The sequence below is a fragment of the Enterococcus sp. DIV0187 genome, from assembly GCF_051713785.1.
Taxonomy (GTDB): domain Bacteria; phylum Bacillota; class Bacilli; order Lactobacillales; family Enterococcaceae; genus Enterococcus_A; species Enterococcus_A avium.
In genome coordinates this window covers 1,827,363-1,851,297 of record NZ_JBIOQO010000001.1, presented here as the reverse complement: position 1 = coordinate 1,851,297, position 23,935 = coordinate 1,827,363, and the positions used below count along the sequence as shown (strand labels likewise).

The 23,935-nt window shown below is 40.6% G+C and carries 28 protein-coding genes and 1 riboswitch; of the genes, 25 read left to right on the top strand and 3 right to left on the bottom strand.

The window, feature by feature from the left end; genetic code table 11:
• Positions 1–71 precede the first annotated feature (71 nt).
• The 4 genes from IGI52_RS09020 to IGI52_RS09005 all read left to right on the top strand — a co-directional run bounded on the left by IGI52_RS09020 (position 72) and on the right by IGI52_RS09005 (position 3,289).
• On the top strand, positions 72–1,079 hold the full coding sequence (locus IGI52_RS09020; protein WP_438781111.1) for a class I SAM-dependent methyltransferase: 1,008 nt from the start codon (positions 72–74) through the stop codon (positions 1,077–1,079).
• A 47-nt stretch (positions 1,080–1,126) separates the two neighbouring features.
• A complete protein-coding gene (locus IGI52_RS09015; RefSeq protein ID WP_016181450.1) occupies positions 1,127–2,323 on the top strand; it encodes an acetate kinase in 1,197 nt (398 codons plus the stop codon).
• A gap of 172 nt (positions 2,324–2,495) precedes the next feature.
• Positions 2,496–2,846 (top strand): BMC domain-containing protein, encoded by a 351-nt coding sequence (locus IGI52_RS09010; protein ID WP_016181451.1) that lies wholly within the window; start codon positions 2,496–2,498, stop codon positions 2,844–2,846.
• Positions 2,847–2,848: 2 nt separating this feature from the next.
• Complete coding sequence (locus IGI52_RS09005) at positions 2,849–3,289, top strand: EutP/PduV family microcompartment system protein (protein WP_137440467.1); 441 nt, start codon at positions 2,849–2,851, stop codon at positions 3,287–3,289.
• Positions 3,290–3,305: 16 nt separating this feature from the next.
• Positions 3,306–3,482, top strand: a riboswitch (cobalamin riboswitch).
• A 269-nt stretch (positions 3,483–3,751) separates the two neighbouring features.
• Here IGI52_RS09005 and IGI52_RS09000 read toward each other — a convergent pair.
• Positions 3,752–4,648, bottom strand: a complete 897-nt coding sequence (locus IGI52_RS09000) for a PocR ligand-binding domain-containing protein (RefSeq protein ID WP_016181453.1) — start codon at positions 4,646–4,648, stop codon at positions 3,752–3,754.
• A 283-nt stretch (positions 4,649–4,931) separates the two neighbouring features.
• Here IGI52_RS09000 and IGI52_RS08995 point away from each other — a divergent pair, with 283 nt between their 5' ends.
• The 21 genes from IGI52_RS08995 (at position 4,932) to IGI52_RS08895 (ending at position 21,955) form a co-directional block, all read left to right on the top strand.
• A complete protein-coding gene (locus IGI52_RS08995) occupies positions 4,932–5,210 on the top strand; it encodes a BMC domain-containing protein (protein WP_016181454.1) in 279 nt (92 codons plus the stop codon).
• Positions 5,211–5,227: 17 nt separating this feature from the next.
• Positions 5,228–6,037 carry a propanediol utilization microcompartment protein PduB gene (pduB, locus tag IGI52_RS08990; RefSeq protein ID WP_016181455.1) on the top strand — a complete coding sequence of 270 codons (810 nt, stop codon included), beginning with the start codon at positions 5,228–5,230 and terminating at the stop codon, positions 6,035–6,037.
• A gap of 19 nt (positions 6,038–6,056) precedes the next feature.
• Entirely contained in the window at positions 6,057–7,718 is a 1,662-nt protein-coding gene (locus IGI52_RS08985; protein WP_016181456.1) for a propanediol/glycerol family dehydratase large subunit, read from the top strand.
• Between the two features lie 12 nt (positions 7,719–7,730).
• On the top strand, positions 7,731–8,399 hold the full coding sequence (locus IGI52_RS08980; RefSeq protein ID WP_016181457.1) for a propanediol/glycerol family dehydratase medium subunit: 669 nt from the start codon (positions 7,731–7,733) through the stop codon (positions 8,397–8,399).
• Positions 8,400–8,412: 13 nt separating this feature from the next.
• Positions 8,413–8,925, top strand: a complete 513-nt coding sequence (locus tag IGI52_RS08975; protein WP_016181458.1) for a diol dehydratase small subunit — start codon at positions 8,413–8,415, stop codon at positions 8,923–8,925.
• 38 nt (positions 8,926–8,963) lie between these two features.
• Positions 8,964–10,799, top strand: a complete 1,836-nt coding sequence (locus IGI52_RS08970; RefSeq protein ID WP_438781110.1) for a diol dehydratase reactivase subunit alpha — start codon at positions 8,964–8,966, stop codon at positions 10,797–10,799.
• A complete protein-coding gene (locus IGI52_RS08965; RefSeq protein ID WP_438781109.1) occupies positions 10,789–11,166 on the top strand; it encodes a glycerol dehydratase reactivase beta/small subunit family protein in 378 nt (125 codons plus the stop codon). The genes IGI52_RS08970 and IGI52_RS08965 overlap by 11 nt, the downstream gene beginning before the upstream one ends.
• Positions 11,163–11,726 (top strand): BMC domain-containing protein, encoded by a 564-nt coding sequence (locus IGI52_RS08960; RefSeq protein ID WP_438781108.1) that lies wholly within the window; start codon positions 11,163–11,165, stop codon positions 11,724–11,726. Before IGI52_RS08965 ends, IGI52_RS08960 begins: the two co-directional genes overlap by 4 nt.
• Before the next feature lie 130 nt (positions 11,727–11,856).
• Entirely contained in the window at positions 11,857–12,141 is a 285-nt protein-coding gene (locus tag IGI52_RS08955) for a BMC domain-containing protein (RefSeq protein WP_016181462.1), read from the top strand.
• Complete coding sequence (locus tag IGI52_RS08950) at positions 12,134–12,766, top strand: phosphate propanoyltransferase (RefSeq protein ID WP_137439790.1); 633 nt, start codon at positions 12,134–12,136, stop codon at positions 12,764–12,766. The genes IGI52_RS08955 and IGI52_RS08950 overlap by 8 nt, the downstream gene beginning before the upstream one ends.
• A 15-nt stretch (positions 12,767–12,781) precedes the next feature.
• The gene (gene eutJ / locus IGI52_RS08945; RefSeq protein WP_016181464.1) at positions 12,782–13,621 is read left to right on the top strand and encodes an ethanolamine utilization protein EutJ; all 840 of its coding nucleotides are present in this window, start codon (positions 12,782–12,784) and stop codon (positions 13,619–13,621) included.
• A 67-nt stretch (positions 13,622–13,688) separates the two neighbouring features.
• A complete protein-coding gene (gene pduM / locus IGI52_RS08940; protein WP_438781106.1) occupies positions 13,689–14,225 on the top strand; it encodes a PduM family microcompartment protein in 537 nt (178 codons plus the stop codon).
• Positions 14,176–14,439, top strand: a complete 264-nt coding sequence (locus tag IGI52_RS08935) for a EutN/CcmL family microcompartment protein (RefSeq protein ID WP_016181466.1) — start codon at positions 14,176–14,178, stop codon at positions 14,437–14,439. Before pduM ends, IGI52_RS08935 begins: the two co-directional genes overlap by 50 nt.
• Before the next feature lie 17 nt (positions 14,440–14,456).
• Positions 14,457–15,449 (top strand): cob(I)yrinic acid a,c-diamide adenosyltransferase, encoded by a 993-nt coding sequence (locus tag IGI52_RS08930; protein WP_438781105.1) that lies wholly within the window; start codon positions 14,457–14,459, stop codon positions 15,447–15,449.
• Position 15,450: 1 nt separating this feature from the next.
• On the top strand, positions 15,451–16,836 hold the full coding sequence (locus IGI52_RS08925) for an aldehyde dehydrogenase family protein (RefSeq protein WP_016181468.1): 1,386 nt from the start codon (positions 15,451–15,453) through the stop codon (positions 16,834–16,836).
• A gap of 14 nt (positions 16,837–16,850) precedes the next feature.
• Positions 16,851–17,969 (top strand): 1-propanol dehydrogenase PduQ, encoded by a 1,119-nt coding sequence (locus IGI52_RS08920; protein ID WP_049219783.1) that lies wholly within the window; start codon positions 16,851–16,853, stop codon positions 17,967–17,969.
• 117 nt (positions 17,970–18,086) lie between these two features.
• Positions 18,087–18,803 (top strand): MIP/aquaporin family protein, encoded by a 717-nt coding sequence (locus IGI52_RS08915; RefSeq protein WP_016181470.1) that lies wholly within the window; start codon positions 18,087–18,089, stop codon positions 18,801–18,803.
• A gap of 80 nt (positions 18,804–18,883) precedes the next feature.
• Complete coding sequence (locus IGI52_RS08910) at positions 18,884–20,068, top strand: acetate/propionate family kinase (RefSeq protein ID WP_102871548.1); 1,185 nt, start codon at positions 18,884–18,886, stop codon at positions 20,066–20,068.
• Between the two features lie 181 nt (positions 20,069–20,249).
• Positions 20,250–21,080 carry an AraC family transcriptional regulator gene (locus tag IGI52_RS08905; protein WP_016181472.1) on the top strand — a complete coding sequence of 277 codons (831 nt, stop codon included), beginning with the start codon at positions 20,250–20,252 and terminating at the stop codon, positions 21,078–21,080.
• Positions 21,081–21,249: 169 nt separating this feature from the next.
• Positions 21,250–21,822, top strand: a complete 573-nt coding sequence (locus tag IGI52_RS08900; protein WP_016181473.1) for a DUF1062 domain-containing protein — start codon at positions 21,250–21,252, stop codon at positions 21,820–21,822.
• The gene (locus tag IGI52_RS08895; protein WP_016181474.1) at positions 21,815–21,955 is read left to right on the top strand and encodes a 50S ribosomal protein L35; all 141 of its coding nucleotides are present in this window, start codon (positions 21,815–21,817) and stop codon (positions 21,953–21,955) included. The genes IGI52_RS08900 and IGI52_RS08895 overlap by 8 nt, the downstream gene beginning before the upstream one ends.
• Before the next feature lie 61 nt (positions 21,956–22,016).
• Here IGI52_RS08895 and IGI52_RS08890 read toward each other — a convergent pair whose 3' ends face one another.
• Together IGI52_RS08890 and IGI52_RS08885 are read right to left on the bottom strand one after the other, a co-directional pair.
• Positions 22,017–22,574, bottom strand: coding sequence for a BMC domain-containing protein (locus tag IGI52_RS08890; RefSeq protein ID WP_016181475.1), 558 nt, complete (start codon positions 22,572–22,574; stop codon positions 22,017–22,019).
• Positions 22,574–23,920 (bottom strand): 4Fe-4S dicluster domain-containing protein, encoded by a 1,347-nt coding sequence (locus IGI52_RS08885; protein WP_438781101.1) that lies wholly within the window; start codon positions 23,918–23,920, stop codon positions 22,574–22,576. The genes IGI52_RS08890 and IGI52_RS08885 overlap by 1 nt, the downstream gene beginning before the upstream one ends.
• Positions 23,921–23,935 lie beyond the last annotated feature (15 nt).

Sequence of the window (23,935 nt, the reverse complement as noted above, 5' to 3'; positions counted from 1 at the left end):
TGATTAATTACAATATGTCCGCTAAAATAGAACAGGTATCGTGAGTGTTATATTAGTTTGTGAGGTGCAAGATGAATCCAGAAAAAATTGAAACAGCTTTTTCTTTGATGGAAGAAGCGATCATCGCATTGCAGCATTCACTAGGAACTTCTTTTTTTGACGCTTACATCGAAAATACGGAGAACTTAGTTGACAATGCAAAAGTACGCGTGCTTGATCAACAACCTGATGCTGATACTGTCACAAAAGTAGAAGCATTGTATCAAAAATTAATAGGATTAGAGCTTGAGCAAGAAGATTGGCGTAAATTAACGCAATTGATTTTGCTTAAGGGTTCAAAAACGGAAAGCTTACAGCCAAACCATCAATTGACGCCAGATAGTATCGGCTTTTTATTTGTTTTTCTAATTGAACAATTAACGTTAAAAAAGAATCAATCATTAGAAATTTTAGATATTACTGTTGGTATGGGAAATCTATTACTGACGGTGTTGATCAATTTACAGGCAGCAGATTATTCAGTTAAGGGAATCGGTGTGGATAATGATGAGACACTTCTTGCTATTGCAGCTTCAAATAGCTTATTGATGAAGGAAGAAATCAAATTATTCCATCAAGATAGTTTACAGGACTTGTTAATCGATCCAGTTGATTATGTGATCGGTGATCTTCCCGTAGGTTATTATCCAAATGATCAGCAAGCGGAGAAGTTTGCGACTCATTCTGAAAAAGAACACAGCTATGCTCATCATTTATTGATGGAGCAAGCCATGAATTATGTGAAGCCTGAGTGTTTTGGTCTTTTCTTAGTACCAAGTAATTTTTTAGAAACTGAACAGGGACCGTTACTGCAAAAATGGTTAAAAGATGAAGTGCTATTGCAAGGAATCATCCAATTACCAGATGAATTATTTAAGTCTGAGCATTCACGGAAGAGTATTCTACTGTTACAGAAAAAAGGTGAAACGGCTGAACAAGCAGAAAAAGTATTGCTCGTTCATCTCCCATCATTAAAAGATCCAAAACAAGTAACCGAGTTCTTCAAAAAATTCGAGGACTGGAAGTCTTCTAATTTATAAACTGCTCGTAGGAGCTAAAAGCATTTCAATTATAAAGGAGAGTTAAAATGTCAAAAACAATTGCAATCAATGCAGGTAGTTCAAGTCTAAAATGGCAACTTTATCAAATGCCTGAGGAATCAGTAATTGCTAAAGGAATCGTTGAACGGATTGGCTTGAATGATTCAATCTTTACCATCAAATATGGCGATGGAGAAAAATTTGAACAAATTTTAGATATCAAAGATCATGAAGTTGCGGTTCAAATGCTATTAGACCAATTAATCGAACTAAAAATTATCACATCATTTGATGAGATCACCGGTGTGGGACACCGTGTAGTAGCTGGCGGTGAATACTTCAAGGATTCTGTTTTGATTGATGATGAGGTCTTGGAAAAAATCGAAGAACTAAGTGAATTCGCACCGTTGCACAATCCAGCAAATGCAATGGGAATCAAGGCTTTCCGTCATATTTTGCCAAATGTAACAAGTGTGGCTGTTTTTGACACTTCTTTCCATTCAACAATGCCGGCAACGAACTATTTGTATAGTATTCCTAAAGAGTATTATGATAAGTATTCTGCTCGTAAATATGGTTTCCACGGAACTAGTCACCGCTATGTTTCAGAACGTGCGGCTGAATTACTTGGCAAACCGATTGAAGAAACGAAGATTATTACTGCCCACATTGGTAATGGCGGTTCTGTTACTGCTGTTGAAGGTGGAAAATCAGTTGATACATCTATGGGCTTCACGCCGTTAGCAGGGTTGACGATGGGAACACGTGCTGGGGACATTGATGCTTCATTGCTTCCATATCTAATGGAAAAAGCAGGAATCAAGGATATCAACGAGATGATTGATGTATTGAACAAAAAATCAGGTGTTTTAGGGTTAACAGGTATTTCAAGTGATATGCGCGACATCGAAAATGGTGCTGACGAAGGCAATGAAGAAGCTATTTTAGCTTTGGATATTTATTGTGATCGTATCCGTAAATATATCGCTCAATACATTTCAGTAATGAACGGTGTCGATGCTATTGTTTTCACTGCGGGTGTTGGGGAAAATGCTGACCCTGTTCGCCGTATGGTTTTAGAAAATATGACTTGGTTCGGTATTGAAATCGACGAAGAAATCAATAAGAGCATTCATGGAAAAGAAGCGGAACTTTCAACTGAAAATTCTCGCGTAAAAGTATACGTGATTCCAACTGACGAAGAAGTAATGATCGCTCGTGACGTTGAGCGCTTAAGTAAATAACCAATGAAGCCTTTGCCAAAAATGGTGAAGGCTTTTTGTATCGAAAGAATAAACTTTAGGCAGGTAAGGAAATTTTCGATGAAGAAATCTGAAAGCATAATTTTGTTGTATTAGAACAAAACTATGCTATTTTTTTGTGCTAAACTTTTTATGAAAGTGAGAGTGACTTTTTATGAGTGAAAAGAGAAATATCGAGCGTTCGATTCAAGAATATGTCCCTGGGAAACAGGTCACGCTTGCTCATTTGATCCCCCATGCTAATGAAGAAGTTTTTGAAAAATTAGGACTGGAGCATTCAGGTGACGCCATTGGTATTTTGACGATTACACCGAGTGAGGCATCAATTATTGGTGCAGATATTGCCAAGAAATCAGGAAATGTCTCTATAGGTTTTATGGATCGCTTTAGTGGAGCTGTCGTGATTATCGGAGAAGTATCCTCAGTCGAATTTGCCTTAAAACAAGTAACGAATTCACTTGCAGCAATATTGAATTTTGATGTTGCAGAAATTACTAGGACTTAATGATGAAACGAGTCATTTTAATTGGAGAAACTGGATCAGGTAAAACAACCCTTATGCAGCTTTTGAATGAATGGGAGATCAAGTATCATAAGACGCAGCAAGTATACTTTACAGATAATGTGATTGATACACCAGGCGAGTTTTTGGAAAATCGTTTCTATTATAATGCGTTAGTCAGTTCGGCGGTTGGTGCGGATTGCATCGCGCTTGTTCAGAGTATTACGAATCGTCAGAATTATTTTCCACCTTGCTTTTCATCACGTTTTACTAAACCGATGATTGGAATCATTACGAAAACAGATTTGAATCATGATCAAGCAGATTTAGATTTAGCAGAAAAACGATTACGATTGGCGGGGGCGAAGAAAGTTTTTTCTTTGTCTACTGTTAACCAAGAAGGTGTTTCTGCTTTAAAAAACTTTTTATTAACAAAAGATTTTTGACAGCGAATACATTCTGCGGTACCATGAGTGTGTGAATAATTGAATAAGAGCATTTGGAATAGGGAACAAGGTGCGAATCCTTGACAGACCCTTTCTACTGTATACGCAGACAAAATCTCAAATGGCCACTTTCGGGAAGGCGAGATGGAGGATGAAGCGAAGTCAGGATACCTGTCCTTTTGCTGAGATAATTGTATTGGGAGAATTATTTCACCTTTAAATAGTCAATTGATGTTTATTTGGTGAGGTGTCTTCCATAGATACCTCACCTTTTTTGCGTGATCTACTTCTCACAGGTTTTATAGAGAAAAGAGAAATCTTAATTTAGAACAAATGATTGATAATGATGCGGATGGATTTACGTGTATATGAAAATAAGCTCAGTTTTAAAACGAATTTCCTTACAGTAGAACTAGCTGCTCCAATATAAAAAAACAGCCGTATTACGACTGTTTAGATACCTTATTTTATTTTCCGATAATTAACAGGTGTCATACCTACAAGTTCTTTGAATATTTTGCAGAAGTAGCTAGTTTGTGAATAGCCGATATTTTGTGAGATAGACTTAATACTTAAATTAGATTGTGTCAAAAGAACTTTTGCCTGCTCAATTCTTTGTTGATTCAAATAGGTAATAAAACTGACACCGATCTCTTTTTTGAATAAACGACTGAAATAAAACTGGCTGAGATAAACATGGTTAGCAACATCTTCGAGCGTCAAATTTGTTGTTAAATTCGTATCAATATATGAAATAGCTTTACGGATTTCATCATTTTTCGAAATTATAGAATCTTTAGCTTCTTTTTTACTTGGATGGAAGTTAAATTTAATTTGTTCACGAGGATCAGAATCGTTAAAGTGGTAGTCGCCAATTGTTTTGAGTAAAGCAGCCGCGGATTCAATTTGGGTAGTACTGACTGTTTTTACTTTTCCTCTAGCTTGACGTAGTTCAGGAGAAGTTTCCCAATGGGTGACAATCGGATGGATACGAGTATATGGGTTTTTGTCATCATCAGTAATCTCTACCTGACCGAAAAGAGCAAATCCAATTAATTGATTATTGCTGATGATAGGTAATGAAATGTCAGTAAGACCAGCATGACAACGATAGATACAGGGGTCACCATTTTTTGACGCCTCTAAACCGCCAAACGCATCGCATTTTTGACAAAGGGATTTGAATTCTGGATTAGAGCGCATCAACTGGCAAAAGGGAGAAAAATTATAAAGATCAGAAGTCTCCTTTCCGTGTATATCAACAAGGACGGAACCAAAATCTGCCGCAAGTGCGAAATCCTGAATTGTTTTGGAAAGTTGCAAAGAACTGTGGGAATTCAATGTACTAATATTTTCCATGTAAGCGCCTCCTAGTCATCTACCATTTTACCAGAACATATTTTTATTTTAAATCTTGTTTATACCAATAACATTATTTTGACCAGCAGAAGACAAAATATTGCTATTTTTTGAACTTAATTGACCCCTGATTAAGGTTTATTTAGTAATGTCTTGACACTAATCTGCAACAAAATTTTAACATTCGAATTAATCCGACAAAAAGATAGGACAAATTTGTTCTATCTTTTTTGTTTATCATTATAAATGTAAGTGTTATCAAAATAATTAGGAGGAATGTTTTATGCCACAAGAAGCGCTAGGAATGATTGAAACTAGGGGGTTGATCGGTGCTATCGAAGCAGCTGATGCAATGGTAAAAGCTGCAAATGTTTCCTTGGTTGGAACGGAAAAAATTGGTTCTGGATTAGTCACTGTGATGGTACGAGGAGATGTAGGTGCGGTTAAAGCAGCTGTTGATGCAGGTGTTTCTGCGGCTGACGCGGTAGGGGAAGTTGTTTCTAATTATGTTATCCCACGTCCACATACTGAAGTTGAAGGCTTGCTCCCTAAGTCAGAATAGAAAGGGTGGGATAGCTGATGGCAAACACTGATCAAAAGATCGAAGAGATCATGAAACGCGTGCTCGCAAAAATGGAAACAGGAAATGAGATGAAAAACACTAACGGAGGAGATCGAAAAATGATTGAAAAGCAATGTGCGTTAACTGAATTTGTAGGAGCAACAGAGTTTGGAGATACAATTGGGTTAGTAATTGCTAACGTCGATTCATCTTTATTAGAAACAATGAAATTAGAGAAAAAATATCGTTCAATCGGAATTGTTGGTGCTCGTACTGGTGCCGGACCTCATATTATGGCTGCTGATGAAGCAGTGAAAGCGACAAATACAGAAGTAATCCTAATTGAAATGCCTCGAGATACAAAAGGCGGAGCTGGTCATGGATCGATCGTGATCTTCGGTGGCGACGATGTATCGGATGTGAAGCGTGCGGTAGAAGTTACGTTGAAAGAAGTTGATACCCGCACATTTGGTGATGTATATGGAAACGAAGCTGGTCATATCGAGTGTCAATATACGGCACGTGCTAGTTACGCATGCAATAAAGTATTTGGCGCTCCAGTTGGAAAAGCATTTGGTATTTTAGTGGGTGCACCTGCCGCAATTGGTGTTGTTATGGCTGATACGGCGTTAAAATCTGCAAATGTTGACGTAGTTTCTTACGCAACACCGCAAAATGGACAAAGCTTCTCAAATGAGGTAACGATGACAATTACAGGCGATTCTGGTGCTGTACGTCAAGCAATTATTTCAGCACGCGACATCGGTTGCCAATTATTGGGAACAATGGGAAGTACGCCTAAAAATGATCAACCATCATACATTTAAGAGTGGGAGTGAAAAATAGATGAAATCAAAACGATTTGAAGAACTAGAAAAAAGACCGGTCAATCAAGATGGTTTCGTAGATGAATGGGTAGAAGAAGGTTTAATTGCAATGCAAAGCCCGAACGACCCTAAGCCAAGTATCAAGATCGTCAATGGTGAAGTTGTTGAGCTTGACGGAAAAGACAAAGCGGATTTTGACTTGATCGATTCTTACATTGCGCAATATGGAATCGATTTGACTCGTGCGGAAGAAGTAATGACTATTCCTTCTAAAGAGTTAGCGAATAAAATCGTCGATCCAAACATTTCTCGTGAAGAAATCGTTCAATTAACCACAGCAGCTACACCTGGGAAATTGAATGAAGTTGTCGGCTATATGAATGTTGTTGAAATGATGATGGCGGTTCAAAAAATGCGTGCCCGTCGTCGTCCTACGACGCAATCTCACGTAACCAACGTTCGAGACAATCCAGTTCAGATTGCTGCTGATGCGGCTGAAGGGGCGTTGCGCGGATTTGATGAACAGGAAACAACCGTTGCCGTAGCTCGTTATGCACCATTTAATGCAGTGGCAATCATGGTTGGTTCACAAACTGGACGTCCAGGCGTATTAACTCAATGTTCATTAGAAGAAGCAACAGAGCTTGATTTAGGGATGCGCGGATTCACTGCTTATGCTGAAACAATCTCTGTATATGGTACAGAACAAGTATTTACCGATGGGGACGATACACCTTGGTCTAAAGGCTTCTTGGCCTCTTGTTACGCATCTCGCGGATTGAAAATGCGCTTTACTTCTGGAACAGGCTCAGAAGTACAGATGGGATATGCTGAAGGCAAATCAATGCTGTATCTTGAAACACGCTGTATTTTCTTAACAAAAGCTGCCGGAGTTCAAGGACTACAAAATGGTTCAATTAGTTGTATTGGTGTTCCAGGAGCGGTTCCTTCAGGAATTCGTGCAATTTTAGCAGAAAACTTAATTGCTATGTTGCTTGACTTAGAAGTTGCTTCAGGAAATGACCAAACCTTCTCACATTCGGATATTCGTAGAACCGCTCGTTTGCTGATGCAGTTCTTACCAGGAACAGACTTCATTTCATCTGGTTATTCTGCAACACCAAACTATGACAATATGTTTGCAGGTTCAAACTTCGATGCAGATGATTTCGATGATTACAATATCATTCAACGTGACTTGAGAGTGGATGGCGGATTACGACCAGTTAGCGAAGAAGACGTGGTTGCCGTTCGTAATAAAGCAGCAAGAGCGTTGCAGGGCTTGTTTGACAAGTTGGGCTTGCCAACGATCACGGATGAAGAAGTGGAAGCAGCAACCTATGCTCGCGGATCACAAGACATGCCGGAACGTGACATGGTTCAAGATATTAAAGCGGCGCAAGAATTATTAACGCAAGGTGCAACTGGTTTGGATCTGGTAAAAGGATTATCAGAAAGTGGCTTCGAAGATGTAGCGACCAGCTTGCTCAATCTATTGAAACAACGTGTAGCTGGAGATTTCTTACAAACTTCTTCAATATTTGATGCGGATTGGAATGTAATCTCTGCTGTCAATGACAAGAATGATTATGCTGGACCAGGAACCGGATATCGACTTGACGGTTCAGAATGGGAAAAAGTAAAAGCAATCCCTAAAGCAATCAATCCGAAAGATATTTAAGGAGGAGTAAAAATGACAGAACTAAATGAAAATCTTTTACGCTCCATCATCAAAGAAGTTCTAACTGAAATGGAAGCGAACACAGGAGATCAACCAGTTGCGTTTGAAAAACAAGCAAAGACAGAGCCTGCCGCATCATCCGATTGGTTTAAATCTGTCGGTGTTGCCCAACCAGGAAACTCTCAGGATGAAGTAGTTATTGCAGTGGCACCAGCATTTGCAGAATCACAAACAACTAATATTCTTGGTGTCCCTCACAAAGAAATTTTGAAGCAAGTAATTGCCGGAATTGAAGAAGAAGGATTGAAAGCACGGGTTGTTAAGGTATATCGTACTTCGGATGTGGCTTTTGCCGGTGTTGAAGGTGACAAATTATCTGGTTCAGGTGTTTGTGTGGCAATTCAATCAAAGGGAACGTCCATCATTCACCAAAAAGATTTGCAGCCGTTATCAAATCTAGAGCTTTTCCCACAAGCTCCGCTAATCACTTTAGAAACTTATCGGGCAATGGGGAAAAATGCTGCAAAGTATGCTAAGGGTGAATCGCCAAATCCGGTACCGATGATGAATGATCAAATGGCTCGTCCAAAATATCAAGCATTGTCAGCATTGCTTCATATTAAAGAAACGAAACACGTTGTAATCGGAAAACCAGCAGAAGAAATTTCTGTAACTTTATAGTGAGGTGACTAGAATGAATGAGCAATCTATCGAAAGTTTGGTTCGAGGAATCTTAAAAGATATGAATAACGGTGCAGGAAGTGCAGCACCTGAAACATCAGTAAGTTCTGGATCAGCAACTGTAGCTGATTATCCAATCGCAAAAAATCATCCTGATTGGATCAAAACAAAAACGGGTAAAACATTAGATGATATTACATTGGAAAATGTTTTGAATGGCTCTTTGACGCCGGATGATTTGAAAATTACCCCACGTATTTTAAAAGCACAAGGCGAAATCGCTACAAGTGCAGGGAGAAAAACGATCTCAAATAACTTTGATCGTGCGTCTGAATTGACGGCTGTTCCTGATGCTCGCGTATTGGAAATGTATAATGCGTTACGACCTTACCGTTCAAGTAAACAAGAATTGTTAGATATTGCGAACGAATTAGAAACGCAATACAGTGCAAAAATCAGTGCTGCTTATGTTCGCGAAGCAGCAGAACATTATGAAAAACGGAAAAAACTAAAAGGTGATAACTAATTTCTAGTTCGGAATTTCAGGAAGAGGAGCAATGAGTGATGAAACGTGTAATTGGGATTGACATTGGAAATTCCTCAACTGAAGTTGCTTTAGTTGAAATTGATAACCATCAACAAGTCCGATTCCTAGAATCAGCAATTGCGGAGACGACTGGAATAAAAGGAACAAAGAAAAATTTATTTGGTATCTATAAGGCGATCAATGAGGCTTGCGCTAAAAATCATTTAAAGATCGAAGAAATCGATTTGATTCGGATCAATGAGGCGACACCGGTTATTGGTGATGTAGCGATGGAAACAATCACAGAAACAATCATTACAGAATCAACCATGATCGGTCATAATCCCAAAACACCAGGTGGTTTAGGACTAGGGGTTGGGACAACACTTCGCTTTGAAGAACTTGAAAAAAGCGGCAAGCGTGACACGCCCTACATTTTGATTATTGAAAAATCCTTTGACTTTGATGATGTAGCACGTCAAATTAATCAATTTGTGGTAAGTGGCTATCTGATTACTGCTGCAATTATGCAATCTGATGACGGCGTTTTAGTGAACAATCGCTTGGATAAAAAAATACCGATTGTCGATGAAGTTTCGTATATCGATAAAGTTCCTGTCAATATGCTGGCAGCAGTTGAGGTGGCTGAGACAGGTCGGGGTGTTTCTCAATTGTCAAATCCGTATGGAATTGCCACTGTCTTTGATCTTGATTCAGAGGCTACCAAAAATATCGTCCCAGTTGCCCGGGCCTTAATCGGAAATCGTTCGGCAGTTGTCATAAAAACACCAAAAGGCGATGTCAAAGCTCGGACTATTCCTGCTGGAAAAATCGAAATTACTGGTGGAAATCGGCGAAATACTGTGGGGATCTCAGCTGGAGCTGAAAAAATCATGGAAACTGTATCAGCGTTTGAAGTGATCGATAACGTGACTGGTGAACCGGGCACGAATGTTGGCGGCATGCTGGAGAAAGTTCGTTTAACCATGGCTGAGTTAACCGATCGACCAGTGAATCAAATCTTTATTCAAGATCTGCTGGCTGTCGATACCTTTGTTCCAATTAGTGTCAAAGGCGGATTAGCTGGGGAATTTTCGATGGAGCAGGCGGTAGGGATCGCTTCAATGGTCAAATCGGATCATTTGCAGATGTCAAAAATCGCTGATGCGATCCAGCAGGATTTAGGGATCAAGGTTGAGATCGGCGGCGCGGAGGCGGAGGCAGCAATTTTAGGTGCACTAACGACACCAGGAACATCAGCTCCACTAGCCATTTTGGATTTAGGTGCCGGGTCGACCGACGCTTCTATTATTAAAAAAGATGAGAGAATCGTAGCCACTCATTTGGCTGGCGCCGGCGATATGGTAACGATGTTGATTCAATCGGAACTAGGTTTAGAGGATGTTTATCTAGCTGAGGATATCAAAAAATATCCTCTGGCAAAGGTTGAAAATATCTTCTATATTCGACATGAGGATGGTTCCGTTCAATTCTTTGATCAACCATTAGATCCGTCCTTATTTGCTAAGGTCGTCGTGGTAACACCTGATGGTTATGTTCCGATTCCAGGTGATGACTCCATTGAAAAAATCCGCTTGGTTCGGCAGACAGCAAAAGAACGAGTCTTTGTAACGAATGCGTTACGAGCATTGCGAAGAGTTAGTCCAACGGGAAGTATTCGCGATATTCCATTTGTAGTCATTGTCGGCGGATCGGCTTTAGATTTTGAAGTACCACAGATCGTAACCAATGCACTCTCTCATTACGGCTTGGTCGCAGGTCGCGGAAACATTCGACAAATCGAGGGACCGCGAAATGCTGTGGCAACCGGATTGATTCTTTCATATTTGAGGGAGGGATTTGATGGAGCTTGAGCTAAATGTTCGTCCTGTAGTCTTGATTTATCTTGATAATAGGTCATCGACTGAGGATATTCAATTTGTTCTCTATGGTATGGAAGAAGAAAAAATCCCTTATAGCTTAGAACAAAAGAATTTTTCAACAGCGACAAAGGCTGCTTATGTTGCGGCAAATACCTCATCGTTAAATGTTGGAATCGGCTATGTAAACAATGAAGTCGTTCTTCATTATAAAAATTTGGCACCAGAAACTCCTTATCAATCGATTCAACGAGTTGTAACTTGTCCACCATTGATTTTAAAAAACTTTGGTGGGAATGCGGCACGTTTAGTAAAGGGTGTGCCATTCAAATCAATTGATCCAATGGAGGTGAAAGCATGAAACAAGCAATTGGCTTAGTTGAAGTAACAGGCCTAGCTAGTGCAATCGAAGTATCAGATACAATGGTCAAGGTGGCGAATGTAGAACTCTTGGGTGTTGAAAAAGCGAAAGGTTTCGGTTGGATGACCGTTAAAGTGGCTGGAGATGTTGGGGCGGTTAAGGCAGCGGTTGATGCTGGTAAAGCCAAAGCGGTCCAAAATAATGTGTATCTTTCTTCACTGGTTATCCCTCGTCCAGCAAACAACTTAGAAGACTTCTTCTTTAAAAAGGAAGAGGAGAAGATTGATGTACCTGCTGAGACGATTGAACAGCCAGAAGCAGTGATCGAGTCGGTTGAGGAAAAACCACAACCGATTGAAAAAGTGGAAATTACAGAGACGATTAAAGAAGAACCAGTGAAAGAAGTTCCAATAGAAAAAGGTCCAATAGAAGAACCGCTTAAGAAAGATCCGGTAGAAGAGAAACTAATCAGAAAAGAACCGATCAAAGAACAGCCCAAGAAGAAAAAGAATCCACCTAAAGGATCGAAAAAAGCTACAGATTCGAAAAAGAAAAAGTAATTACAGACGTTAATGTGATATCTGTCCAACAGTGCACAGATTTACAGAAGAAGATGCAAACACTTATCGTAATTGATAAAAAGTTTTCACTAGTTTAGTTGGATGATAGACGAATTTAGGAGGAATAGACATGAATGATGCATTAGGAATGATCGAAACAAAAGGCCTAGTTGGTGCTGTTGAAGCAGCCGATGCTATGGTTAAGGCAGCGAATGTAACATTAGTAGGAACAGAGAAAATCGGTTCTGGCTTAGTTACCGTGATGGTTCGCGGAGATGTTGGAGCAGTTAAAGCAGCAGTAGATGCTGGCTGTGCAGCTGCAGAAAAGGTTGGGGAAGTGGTTTCCGTTCACGTAATCCCAAGACCGCATCGCGATGTCGATGACATTTTAGTACCTAAGGTAGGCAATGAATAATTACAGCATTGAGGAAATTAGAAAAATTGTTCGTGAAGTGTTATTGGAGATGCAAGCAGAAACATTTCCAATTGGCATCTCTAACCGACACATACATTTAACGGAAGAACACTTTACTATTCTATTTCCTAATGAAACACTCGAGCCTTTGAAGCCTTTGAAACAACCGGGGGAATTTGCCGCAAAGCAAACCGTGACTTTGGTTGGGCCGAAGGGGGAAATTCGGAAAGTTCGAATTTTGGGACCATTGAGAAAACGATCGCAGGTTGAAATTTCTAAAACAGATGCACGAAATTTAGGAGTTCAACCACCAATTCGCTTATCAGGAAATTTGGATGATGCGGTTGAAATCACGTTGCGCAGTGAGGCGGCAGAAGTTACTATTCCAGCGGCAATCGTGGCGAAACGTCACATCCATTTGAATAATCAGGATATGGAACGAATGGGCTTAAAGCAGGGCCAAGTGGTTTCAGTCGAAATTTTTGAAGGATCGCGAAAAACGATTTTCAATGATGTTGAATTGCGGCCAGGAAAGAATTTTGTTTTAGAAATGCACGTAGATACAGATGAAGCAAATGCTGCAGATATTCAGCCAAATACACGAGGACGGATTATTAAAGAATAATCCAAAGGAGGAAGTATGGAATCAATCGAAAAAGCCAATCAATTATTAACATCTTTTCATGAACTTGTGAATACGAAGCAAGCGCAGGAGTTTGATCCTGAAGATGGCTATAAAGTTGGGATCGATTTGGGTACTTCCTCTATTGTGTTGGTTGTTTTAGATGGGAAGAATCGACCAGTTTTTGGAGCCTTCGAGTATGCCGATGTCATTCGCGATGGATTAGTCGTTGATTACCAAAAGTCTGTTCAAATCGTCAATCGTTTGCGGGAACAAGCCGAGGAAACACTAGGTTTTGCCTTGAAAGCAGCATCGGGGGCGATTCCGCCGGGAACGGTTGGGAACAATAAGCGGGTGGTGGCTAATGTCATCGAAAGTGCGAATATGTTAGCTGATCAGCTAGTTGATGAACCAACAGCGGCGGCATTAGTTTTAAATGTCGATGAAGGAGCTGTGGTAGATGTTGGCGGCGGAACAACGGGCATTAGTATTTTTGAAAATGGACAGCCGATCATTGTAGAAGACGAGCCCACTGGGGGAACGCACATGACCTTAGTGATTGCTGGTAATAATCGAATTTCGATCGAAGAGGCAGAGAAGATTAAACGTGATCCTGCTCGTGACCGAGAGAACTTCATTATTTGCCGTCCAGTTATTCAGCGTATGGCGAACATTACCGCAAATGTTTTACGAAAACATCCAACGGAACCTATCTATGTAGTCGGCGGCGCTTCTTACCTATCTGAATTTGAAAAGGAATTTTCAAATTATTTAAATCAAACAGTATTTAAACCGAAATATCCTCAATTTGTAACACCAATTGGAATTGCGATGTCTTCTTCGCCAATCGTTGATTGAGCAAGAAGCGATAGCAGTATCCAATTGAACAGAAACGATATCTGCACTAAGAATTGGGAGTAAGAATATGGACGAGTTAGTTGAGCGTATTATTTCAATCATCAATCAGCGAGAACACAATACCTTATTTCTTTCTTGTCGTACCCCTTCCCAGATAAATCAAGGAATTAAAGGCTTTTTATACAATCAGCAGATTCATTTGAGTGAAGTAGATGTCCTATTTCTAGAGCGGTTCATAAAAAAAGACAGTGACGATCCTTTAGTGAGGTGGCTGTATCAAAGCTATAACTATGATTGTCACCTGACATTTGAACTGGCTTTTTCAAACACGGATTTGATTCCAAATGAATTATTCAACGAATGCAGTGTGACATTGCTTAACAATCAAGGCAAACAATATTTTCAATTTCCCAAAAAAGTGATTACCTACCAACAAGTAGCGATGCTGACGCAGGAGGATATTCTGCTTTTGGCATCCAATCAACTCATTACAGATTTGGCGAGGGAGCGATTGCAGGAAAAGAAAGTCATTGTTGTAGAAAGGAGTTCACCCTATGCTGATGGCAAAAGTAGTTGGAAGTGTAGTTTCGACCCAAAAAGATGAAACATTGGTTGGAAAGAAATTGATGATTATTCAACCGATTAACGCTGAGCGACAGGATATTCGTTTCCAACAGGTGGCGGCGGATACAGTAGGGGCTGGCATTGGCGATTACGTCTTATTGACCAGCGGATCTTCTGCCAGAAAACTGTTTTCGACTCCTTCAGATGCTGTTGATTATGCAATCGTTGGAATTATTGACACGTTTGATTTTTAGGGAGCTGAGGAAAGTATATGGCGATTTATACAAAAACGGGAGATAAAGGAACAACAAGCCTTTTTGATGGAACACGAGTAGAAAAATCAGATTTGCGCGTGGATACTTATGGAACGTTTGATGAATGTTGTGCTCAAGTCAGTGTCGCTCAGAAATTGGCGAAGGATTCAGAAACGATTGAACACTTAGAATGGGTCCAGCATAAACTATTCCAATTAAACGCAGAAATTGCAACAAAACAAGACATGGCAAAGCTGGAAGCGAAAAGTACGTTGGTTGGAGAAAATGACATCCACCAAATGGAAGCGTGGATCGATCAGTATACTAAGCGTTTACCAGAATTGCATAGTTTTATTTTACCGGGCCAAACACTGTCAGCTGCTCAGTTACATGTTGCTCGAGCTGTTTGTCGGCGGGGCGAACGATTGCTGACAGAGCTGTCCAAGTCTGTTGATATCCGGGAAGAGGTACGAAAATTTGTTAATCGCCTATCTGATTGCTTGTATATCTTTGCTCGGATGGAAGATCAATGTGAGACTGAAAAACAGCTGATTAATGAGATCCTGCGTCGTTACCTTGAACAAAGTGGATCACAAATAGAAGCGAGTAATTTAGATAAAAATTGTGCGATCTTTCAAGCCTGCGAAGCACAAGCATTAAAATTGGGCGTCCCAGTCTCAATGGCGTTAGTCGATAAGGCAGGACACCTGTTCAGCTTTTATCGAATGGCTGGTGCGTTGCTGGTTAGCGAAAATTTAGCACAGAAAAAAGCCTACTCAGCTGTTGCGATGAAGACCGACACGCATAAGCTAAGTGAACTGGTTCAGCCAGCAGCGGATCTTTATCAGCTGGAAGCATTGACTGACGGACAAATCGTCACGTTTGGCGGTGGATATGTAATCAGAGATGCAGCAGGTGAAGTGATTGGCGGCTTAGGAATCAGCGGCGGTGCGGTCGAGGAAGATATGGCGATTGCTCAAAAAGGTTTAGAGAAGTTAAAGGAGATTTGACATGCGTGAAGAAGAAATAAAAGAAGTCATCAAAAAAATTCTTCAGGAAGCTCAAGCAACAACATCTCCTATGAAGGAATTTGGTGTTTTTGAGACAGTTGAAGAAGCGATTCATGCGGCAAAATTTGCCCAAGAATGTTATGAGAATCAAACCCTAGAAACAAGAAGAAAAGTGATCGAGGCAATTCGCAATGGCATGCGGCCATACGTTGAAAAAATTGCTCGCGATACATTAGAAGAAACGGGAATGGGGCGATACGAGGATAAAGTCCAAAAGCTGCAGTTAGCGATCAATAAAACTCCAGGTGTGGAAGATCTGCGAACGGAAGCATTAACTGGTGATAACGGGATGACCCTGTACGAGTTATCTCCTTACGGTGTTGTTGGAGCTGTGACCCCTAGTACGAATCCAGCCGAAACCCTAATCTGTAACGCAATCGGTATGTTAGCGGCAGGAAATGCGATCTATTTTAGTGTCCATCCAGGGGCCAAAAGGGTTTCTCGCTGGGTCGTTAGCAAAATGAATGAGCTGATTTATGAGGCCTGTGGGATTCAAAATCTAATTGTGACGATTACTGAACCTTCGATCGAAGCTGCAAAAGAAATGATGGAGCATCCGGATGTACCGTTGCTGGCGATTACAGGTGGACCAGGTGTAGTACGGCAAGCGATGAGAAGTGGAAAGAAAGTCATTGCAGCAGGTGAAGGAAATCCACCATCGCTAGTTGACGAGACAGCAAATATCGAAAAAGCTGCAAAGGACATTGTTATTGGTGCATCCTTTGACAATAATATTTTGTGTACGGCTGAAAAGAGTGTGGTTGTTGTGGACCAGGTAGCGGATTATTTAATTCTACAGATGGAGAAAAATGGTGCCTATCTAGTTCAAGATGAAGCGGTCATTCAAAAAATGATAGATATGACTATCATGGAGAATGGAGCCCCTAGCCGGAAATTTATCGGAAAAGATGCTAACTATATTTTAGCTGAAGCCGGGATCAAAGTAGATTTTGACGTTCGAGTCATCATTTTGCGAGCGGATAAAATTCATCCGTTTGTAGTGAAGGAAATGCTGATGCCGATTTTGCCAGTCGTTACCGTCAGCGATTTTGACGAAGGATTAACGACTGCACTGCAAATTGAGAATCGACGCCATCATACAGCGACAATGCATTCTCAAAATGTCGGTCGGATGAATATTGCAGCGAAGAAATTTCAAACATCGATTTTTGTTAAGAATGGTTCATCATTTGCCGGTTTAGGCTTTGGCGGTGAAGGTCCAACGACCTTTACGATCGCAACACCGACTGGAGAATGTACCACCTCCGCTCGTGATTTTGCTCGTAAACGACGTTGTGTGTTAACTGATGGATTCTCAATACGATAAAGGAGGCGTTCTTTTTGAAAAAATGGTCAATGAAACCAGAAATTTATTCTGGCTTTGCCAGTCTGGAACGATTGCAGCAATTTGAAAAAGAAAACCTCTGCTTTGTCTGTGATCCTTATTTAGCCGAATCTGACAGCTTAAAACGAATTTTAGGTTATGTAAAACGAACCAATACGGTCGAGATTTATTCTGATATTATACCGGATCCTCCGATTGAAACGGTAGTAGATGGAATCGAAAAAATGACAAAACACAAGCCAACTGTGGTTATCGCAGTTGGCGGGGGATCGGCGATTGATACAGCAAAAGCGATGCTTTTCTTCTACAAACGAACGACTGGCAATAAAGTGAAGCGATTTGTGGCTATCCCCACCACCAGCGGAACTGGATCGGAAGTAACCAGTGCTTCGGTAATCACCGATACACAAAACAAAATAAAATATCCGATTTTTCATGAAGCGATCATTCCTCACGAGGCGATTTTGGATGCAAGTTTGGTTATGTCTAGCCCGCCATCAGTTACGGCTTTTAGCGGACTAGATGTGTTAACACATGCGCTTGAGTCATTAGCTTCAGTAAATCGAACCAATTACACAAACGCGTTGGCTGAAAAAGCGACAGAATTAGTTTTCCAGTTTTTGCCGACATGTGTGAATCAAGGGATGGAGCTGGATGCACGGATTCAAATGCATGAAGCCTCGACTTTGGCTGGCTTAGCTTTTGATGCAGCGGGCTTAGGAGTTTGTCATGCGATTGCTCATCAAGTAGGAGCGAATTTCAAGGTTCCTCATGGATTAGCCAATTCGATGCTGCTGCCTTACGTGATTCAAGCAAACAGCAAGGATAAAGAAACCAGAAAAAATTATGCAAGAATTTCTCGTAAGCTTGGTATATGTCCACCGAGTTTGCCGGACCATTTAGCAGTTTCAAATCTTGCTCAGGCTGTTCAACAATTAGCGATCGAATGTAAAGCACCGATTAAGCTGAATAGTTTTGGAATCCAGGAAGAAGCTGCATTATCTGCTGAAGATGTTATCGCAAATAATGCATTAAATGACACGACATTTAAAACGAATCCAATTCAGTTTTCAGCGGAAGAAATCAAAGAAATTTATCGAAATATCATAAAATAATCATTATTCCTGACAAGAATTTATCACTTTGTAAGGGAGAAAACCGTTATAATGAAGATGAGTAAATTGTCGGGTGTCAGTTGCGAAAGTCAGAAAAAAGAATAAGGAGGTCTCATTATGAATAGTCCTGTATTTGGTGAATTTTTTGGTACGGTTGTTCTGATTCTTTTTGGTTCAGGTGTTGGGTGTTCTGTCAATTTGAAAGGTACTTTGGCAAAGGGCGTCGGAGCTAGTTGGTTATACATTGCAATGGGCTGGGGTGTTGCGGTTATGCTGGGTGTTTTAGCTAGTGGACATTTCGGTTCTCCAGGTCACTTGAATCCGGCAGTAACGATTGGATTTGCTGTTGCTGGTTCCTTTGAGTGGGGGCAAGTTGCACCATTCATCTTGGCTCAGGTTGCTGGTGCTTTTGTCGGGGCGTTGATTGCAGCGATCCACTTCTGGCCGCATTTTCAAAATACAACGGTTGAAGAAGGGAACAGCGTTGGGATTTTTGCTACTGGACCAGCAATTCCAAACACAGCATTAAACTTAGTTAGTGAAATCATTGCTACTTGTTTCTTCGTATTAGCGATTCAATTAATGCCAGCTGATATTCCTCCTGGATTACAACCATTGATGCTTGTCTTCGTCTTGATCGGAATTGGTCTATCACTAGGATCAACCACTGGTTATGCCATCAACCCTTGTCGTGACTTTGGTCCGCGGTTGATGTATGCGTTGATGCCTATTCCGAATAAGGGTGATGCCAATTGGGGATACGCATGGATTCCGATCGTGGGACCAATCATTGGTGCATGTATTGCGACCTTGTTAGTGAAAGGTATAGGATAAATTATAAAAAAGGATTCAAATGAATTCGTCTGATACTCAATGAGTAACGGACGATTTCATTATTATTAAGGGGGGAAATTATGGCAAGTAAAATTATGTCGATCAATGCCGGTAGTTCCTCATTGAAGTTTCAAGTATTCGAAATGCCTGAGGAAACATTGTTAGTCAAAGGCTTATTTGAGCGAATCGGTTTAGAAGAGGAAATGGGCTTTTCTTATTCATTGAAGGACGCAAAAGTAAAAACGACTATTAAAGGAAAAACTCATGAAGAGGCAATAGAATTTCTGTTGCATTTTTTACTGGAAAGAAATGTTTTAACCAGTTTGCAGGAGCTTGCTGGCGTAGGGCACCGTGTGGCTCATGGCGGTGAAGATTTCAAAAAATCTAGCTTAGTTGATTTGGATGCATTACAAAAAATCAAGGCGTTAGGAAAATTAGCCCCTTTGCATAATCCTGTGAATGTGGTCGGTATCGAGGCATTGCAAAAGGACTTGCCTGATTGTCCGCAAGTCGCTGTTTTTGATACCTCCTTTCATCAGACGATGGAGGCTAAAAATTATATCTATCCATTGCCTTATCGATTTTATGAAGAGGATAGTGTCCGACGCTACGGCTTCCATGGAACCAGTCATCAATTTGTGGCGTCTGAAGCAGCTAATTGTCTTGAAAAACCATTAGAGTCATTGAAGATTATTTCCTGCCATTTAGGAAACGGAGCAAGTATTTGTGGAATCAAGGACGGAAAATCGGTCATTACCTCAATGGGCTTTACGCCTTTGGCAGGTTTAATGATGGGCACGAGATGCGGTGACATCGACCCTTCGATTATTCCATTTTTACAAAATGAGAAAAATCTTTCTGCTAATGATATGGATAAGCTAATGAATGGGGAATCAGGCTTCAAGGGCATCACAGGATTTAGCAGTGATACGCGAGATATCATTAGTGAGGCAGAAAAAGGAAATGACAGAGCAAAGCTTGCACTGGATATGTTTGCTAGTCGTGTGAAGCAAACGATTGGTGCTTATGCGGCAGAGCTTGACGGTGTGGATGTCTTGATTTTCACTGCTGGAATTGGCGAGAATTCTTCCGTCATTCGAGAAATGGTTTGTGAGAATTTAACCTTCTTAGGAATTGAGCTGGACCCACAGATGAACCAGAAAAATAACAGAAGAATCAGTACTGAGACCTCTAAGGTAGAAGTGCTAGTAGTTGAAACAAATGAAGAATTAATGATCGTCAGAGATACGTATCATTTGATTTAATTGATTACTTTTACAGAAAACGACCTCCTATTCTAAAAGAATCGGGAGGTTGTTTCTTTGGATTGAAGCAGACAGAAAGTTATTGGTAATCAAACGCGTGAGAAATCAAAAAACGACTTTTTAGAAGAAAGCATTGAATGGTAGAATAAAAGCGATAGCGAAAGAGAACGGAGGGGAATGATTGGATAAAAAAGCCCTTGTAAATAAAAGCATCGACTATATTTTAGCTCATTTAGAAGAACCGATCTCAATCGAGGATGTCGCAAACCAGCTATCTTTTTCAAAGTATTATTTTTGTCGTATGTTCAAAGAGGAGACTGGCGAAGGTGTTTATTCTTTTATCAAACGTCTAAAAGTCGAACAAAGTGCAATTGATCTAAAACTTCAAAAGGATAAGCGAATTACTGACATCGGATTGGATTACGGGTATAGTGCGTCTAATTACAGCTCCCTATTCAAAGAACATTATCAGCTTTCACCAAATGACTATCGAAAATCATTGGAAGCGTCGACGATTTCAAATCCTTTCTATCCTCAGAAGCAAGAAGTTTTGGACACCTTTGAAGATTATCAGAAGAAGGTTGAATTAAAAGAATTAAATGATTTATATGTGATTTATGAGAGAATGCTGGGCAATTATGCGGAGTTGAAAAGTAGCTGGTCGGCGTTGGTCGAAGAGAATGCCTATTATGATGACACGACTGTGATGATCGAAAAATTCTATAATGATCCAGCCGTAGCGATCGATGGTCACAGTATTTGTGATCTATGCTTTACGCTTAATGAGGAAATCAAAGAGAAAAACACTATGGTGATAACCGGCGGCACGTATGCGATTTATCCATATAAAGGTCAGATAGAAGACATTTTCCGAGTGATGCAGGGTTTTTTTAGGATCTGGCTTCCTGAAAGCAGCTATCAGATGCGTGAAAAATATGGGTTGACGATTTATCGTAAAATTGATTGGGAAAATGATTATGTACAGTTGGACATGTGCATTCCGGTTGAATAGAGCAAGAATTCAGAAGTCGACAAGAAGATTCTTTTCTACAATAGGATTATCTAAAACAGATAATTTATTGTAGAGGAGAATCTTTTTTTGAAAAAGGAGTGAGAGTATGGAAATGGTGATTCCACCTTATACTGGGCGATAACTATTTTGCCCAGAGAGGATGAGTGAAGTGCGAAAGGTAACTTGGACAGTGGCATGCTTAAAGACGCCCACAATCATTCGGCATTGCAAGAAATGTAATGAGGATACTGAATTTTCCTGTTCGGAAAGGTTTCGGATCAATGCCCAAGGTAAATATTTGGATGTTTGGCTAATCTATAATTGTAAAAAATGTAAGACTAGCTGGAATTCAACCATTCTATCGAGGATTCATACGAATAAGCTAGACTCTGATTTGTTGGCTCTTTTTCAAGAGAATGATTCCGGACTTTCAAAAAAATATGGGACTGATAAAACCACCTTAAAGAAAAATGGTGTAGTGATTCGAACGATTGACTACGAGGTGTTGGGGGATCTATTTGAACTAGACGAGGAAGTCGTTGTAACAATTCAATCGGATTATCCATTGGACATCAAGCTCTTCAAGATTTTGAAAGAAAAATTGAACTTATCAAACAATGAGCTGAAGCAGCTAATTTCGAAAGGGAAGATTATTGGCTTATCTAATGAATGTTTCAAAGAGAAGCTGCGGAGTCGACAGACGATTCTATTTAATCTTAAAAAGGAGTCAATCAATGCCTAAGATGAAATCCCATCGTGGACTGAAAAAGCGAGTGAAATTAACGGGGAATGGAAAAAATAAAAAAGGGAAAAGTCGCTCGGCTTATATAGATAAGGCAAATTTGCCCGCTGTTAAAAAAAGATTACTAAGCTAGATGAACACAATATAAAACTCTGCGAAAAAATCATCGAATGATTCTCGCAGAGTTTTTCTTACTATTGTAGCAAACTGTCGATCAGTTCTGGACGCGGATTGGATAAGACGATTTTATTAATGAGCATCGCTTGATCTTGTGCACCATTTGCTCCAGCCTCGACAGCAGCTTTGACCGCGGCAACATCTCCTGTAAGTACAACGAAAGATTTTCCAGCAATTCCTGTCCCAAGTTGAATCGCTAAGAGCTCAACGTCGGCGGCTTTTACAGCAAAATCAGCGGCGATGATTGAGCCTGTAGCTGAATAGTATTCCAAAACACCGACTGCATGAACTTTTTCTGGAACTTGAGCCATATTGATGGCATGAATCACTGCCGGATTAATACGAGGAATTAACAGCTCTCCAACGACATAGCGCCCTCCCAGTTCAACACCAACTTCCATAGAGCGTTCAATCGCTGCCACCTGTCCGCAGATCATAATATAGTATTTTCCAGGACAACTCGCTCGGGCCATAATCAAGGTGGCATCAGCGGCTTTTAGCATGTAGTCAACAACTTCGATTCCTTTCGCGATACTGTTTAATTCCAAAAAGCCAATCGTATCCATTATTTTCATTAGTTGTCCCTTCTTTCAATAGTAATACTAGCACTAACAGCTGTAACAATGCCATCAATGCTGGCATGAATATCTGCACCTAAAGCTTTTTCTGGCTTTCTGCCGATCAGCTCTCCTGCTCTGACTCGATCCCCGATCTGTAAGACTGGTTCGCAAGGAGCTCCTATGTGCATTCTTAGGGGAATTCTAACCTGTTTCGGTTCATATTTCTGAAGCTTTTCGATAGTAAAATCAGCATACTGCTTAAGCCCATCCTTCAATAAGATTTTCACTGGCGGAACCAGCTGATAGTCTCGCATAGGTGAAGGCGTGAGTGGCCGTTCATCTTTCTTATAACGGATACCTTTTTCCGCTAAACGTTGTTTGACATACTTATTTACTTGCCTTGGTAAAAGTCCCATTGGACAGGCAATTGTTTCACAAATTCCACATTCGCAGCAAAGCAGCGCTTCTTTCCATATTGGATCATCATCGATATCATCTGGGACATCAGTGATCGTCAAATGCCGCATCACACGGTGAGGATGGATCGGATGACCAATTTGATAACGAGGACAAAGCTCCGTACATAAGCGACATTGAATACAGGAGGTCCGCGCCTTGTTGATCATTTGGGGAATTTCTTTTTCATGGAGTTCATAAATGAAATCCCGCTTCTCCATAATAATGATTCCGGAAGTTGTTTTCGTGACGACTTGTTGAGAGAAATCTTTTTTTGTTCCCGTTTTCCCCATCATTGGTCCGCCGTTAATAAACATGAAATCATCTAAGGTCGTGCCGCCAGCTAAAGCTAAGCACTCATCAAAAGAAGTACCGATGGGAACTTCCAAAATTTTCGGCTCTCTGACAGCACCAGTGATGGTGAGCAGTTTATGAGTGACGTTTTTTCCCTGTCGTGCTTGATAGATATTCAGCATGGTGGCGATGTTTGAGATAACACAGCCGACCTCAATGGGAATTCCACCAGGTGGAACTGTTCGCCCAGTGACCTCATAGACCATAATCTGTTCATCGCCAGCTGGATAAAAGTTCTTCATTTTGAAGATCGTGACAGGAGCCCCTAATTCTTGAATGGCTTTTTCAAGGGCGGCGATTTCTTTCGTATAGTAGGCCTTAGTCGCTATTACGATATGTTGCGCCTCCAGCATTTCACCGACTGCTGCGATGGCCTCAACACATTCCTTAGCATAGTTGTTCATTACATAATGGTCGGTTTTAAGTAGCGGTTCGCACTCCGCTGCGTTGATAATGAAATATTCCGTTTTGGTGTTGTACTTAACAGCAGTCGGAAAGCCCGCACCGCCGCAACCGACAATCCCAGCCGCAGTGATTTGATCCAATAGCATATTCGTTCCTCATTT

Excerpts from the sequence above, each read along its gene's own strand:
- IGI52_RS08935 (WP_016181466.1), top strand. The coding sequence starts at position 14,176 with ATGCTGATGGCAAAAGTAGTTGGAAGTGTAGTTTCGACCCAAAAAGAT.
- IGI52_RS09010 (WP_016181451.1), top strand. The coding sequence starts at position 2,496 with ATGAGTGAAAAGAGAAATATCGAGCGTTCGATTCAAGAATATGTCCCT.
- IGI52_RS08985 (WP_016181456.1), top strand. The coding sequence starts at position 6,057 with ATGAAATCAAAACGATTTGAAGAACTAGAAAAAAGACCGGTCAATCAA.
- IGI52_RS08930 (WP_438781105.1), top strand. The coding sequence starts at position 14,457 with ATGGCGATTTATACAAAAACGGGAGATAAAGGAACAACAAGCCTTTTT.
- IGI52_RS09020 (WP_438781111.1), top strand. The coding sequence starts at position 72 with ATGAATCCAGAAAAAATTGAAACAGCTTTTTCTTTGATGGAAGAAGCG.
- IGI52_RS08965 (WP_438781109.1), top strand. The coding sequence starts at position 10,789 with ATGGAGCTTGAGCTAAATGTTCGTCCTGTAGTCTTGATTTATCTTGAT.
- IGI52_RS08955 (WP_016181462.1), top strand. The coding sequence starts at position 11,857 with ATGAATGATGCATTAGGAATGATCGAAACAAAAGGCCTAGTTGGTGCT.
- IGI52_RS08925 (WP_016181468.1), top strand. The coding sequence starts at position 15,451 with ATGCGTGAAGAAGAAATAAAAGAAGTCATCAAAAAAATTCTTCAGGAA.
- IGI52_RS08995 (WP_016181454.1), top strand. The coding sequence starts at position 4,932 with ATGCCACAAGAAGCGCTAGGAATGATTGAAACTAGGGGGTTGATCGGT.
- IGI52_RS08950 (WP_137439790.1), top strand. The coding sequence starts at position 12,134 with ATGAATAATTACAGCATTGAGGAAATTAGAAAAATTGTTCGTGAAGTG.
- pduM (WP_438781106.1), top strand. The coding sequence starts at position 13,689 with ATGGACGAGTTAGTTGAGCGTATTATTTCAATCATCAATCAGCGAGAA.
- IGI52_RS08910 (WP_102871548.1), top strand. The coding sequence starts at position 18,884 with ATGGCAAGTAAAATTATGTCGATCAATGCCGGTAGTTCCTCATTGAAG.
- IGI52_RS09000 (WP_016181453.1), bottom strand. The coding sequence starts at position 4,648 with ATGGAAAATATTAGTACATTGAATTCCCACAGTTCTTTGCAACTTTCC.
- IGI52_RS08890 (WP_016181475.1), bottom strand. The coding sequence starts at position 22,574 with ATGAAAATAATGGATACGATTGGCTTTTTGGAATTAAACAGTATCGCG.
- IGI52_RS08980 (WP_016181457.1), top strand. The coding sequence starts at position 7,731 with ATGACAGAACTAAATGAAAATCTTTTACGCTCCATCATCAAAGAAGTT.
- pduB (WP_016181455.1), top strand. The coding sequence starts at position 5,228 with ATGGCAAACACTGATCAAAAGATCGAAGAGATCATGAAACGCGTGCTC.
- IGI52_RS08895 (WP_016181474.1), top strand. The coding sequence starts at position 21,815 with ATGCCTAAGATGAAATCCCATCGTGGACTGAAAAAGCGAGTGAAATTA.
- eutJ (WP_016181464.1), top strand. The coding sequence starts at position 12,782 with ATGGAATCAATCGAAAAAGCCAATCAATTATTAACATCTTTTCATGAA.
- IGI52_RS08885 (WP_438781101.1), bottom strand. The coding sequence starts at position 23,920 with ATGCTATTGGATCAAATCACTGCGGCTGGGATTGTCGGTTGCGGCGGT.
- IGI52_RS08970 (WP_438781110.1), top strand. The coding sequence starts at position 8,964 with ATGAAACGTGTAATTGGGATTGACATTGGAAATTCCTCAACTGAAGTT.
- IGI52_RS08975 (WP_016181458.1), top strand. The coding sequence starts at position 8,413 with ATGAATGAGCAATCTATCGAAAGTTTGGTTCGAGGAATCTTAAAAGAT.
- IGI52_RS09005 (WP_137440467.1), top strand. The coding sequence starts at position 2,849 with ATGAAACGAGTCATTTTAATTGGAGAAACTGGATCAGGTAAAACAACC.
- IGI52_RS08960 (WP_438781108.1), top strand. The coding sequence starts at position 11,163 with ATGAAACAAGCAATTGGCTTAGTTGAAGTAACAGGCCTAGCTAGTGCA.
- IGI52_RS08915 (WP_016181470.1), top strand. The coding sequence starts at position 18,087 with ATGAATAGTCCTGTATTTGGTGAATTTTTTGGTACGGTTGTTCTGATT.
- IGI52_RS09015 (WP_016181450.1), top strand. The coding sequence starts at position 1,127 with ATGTCAAAAACAATTGCAATCAATGCAGGTAGTTCAAGTCTAAAATGG.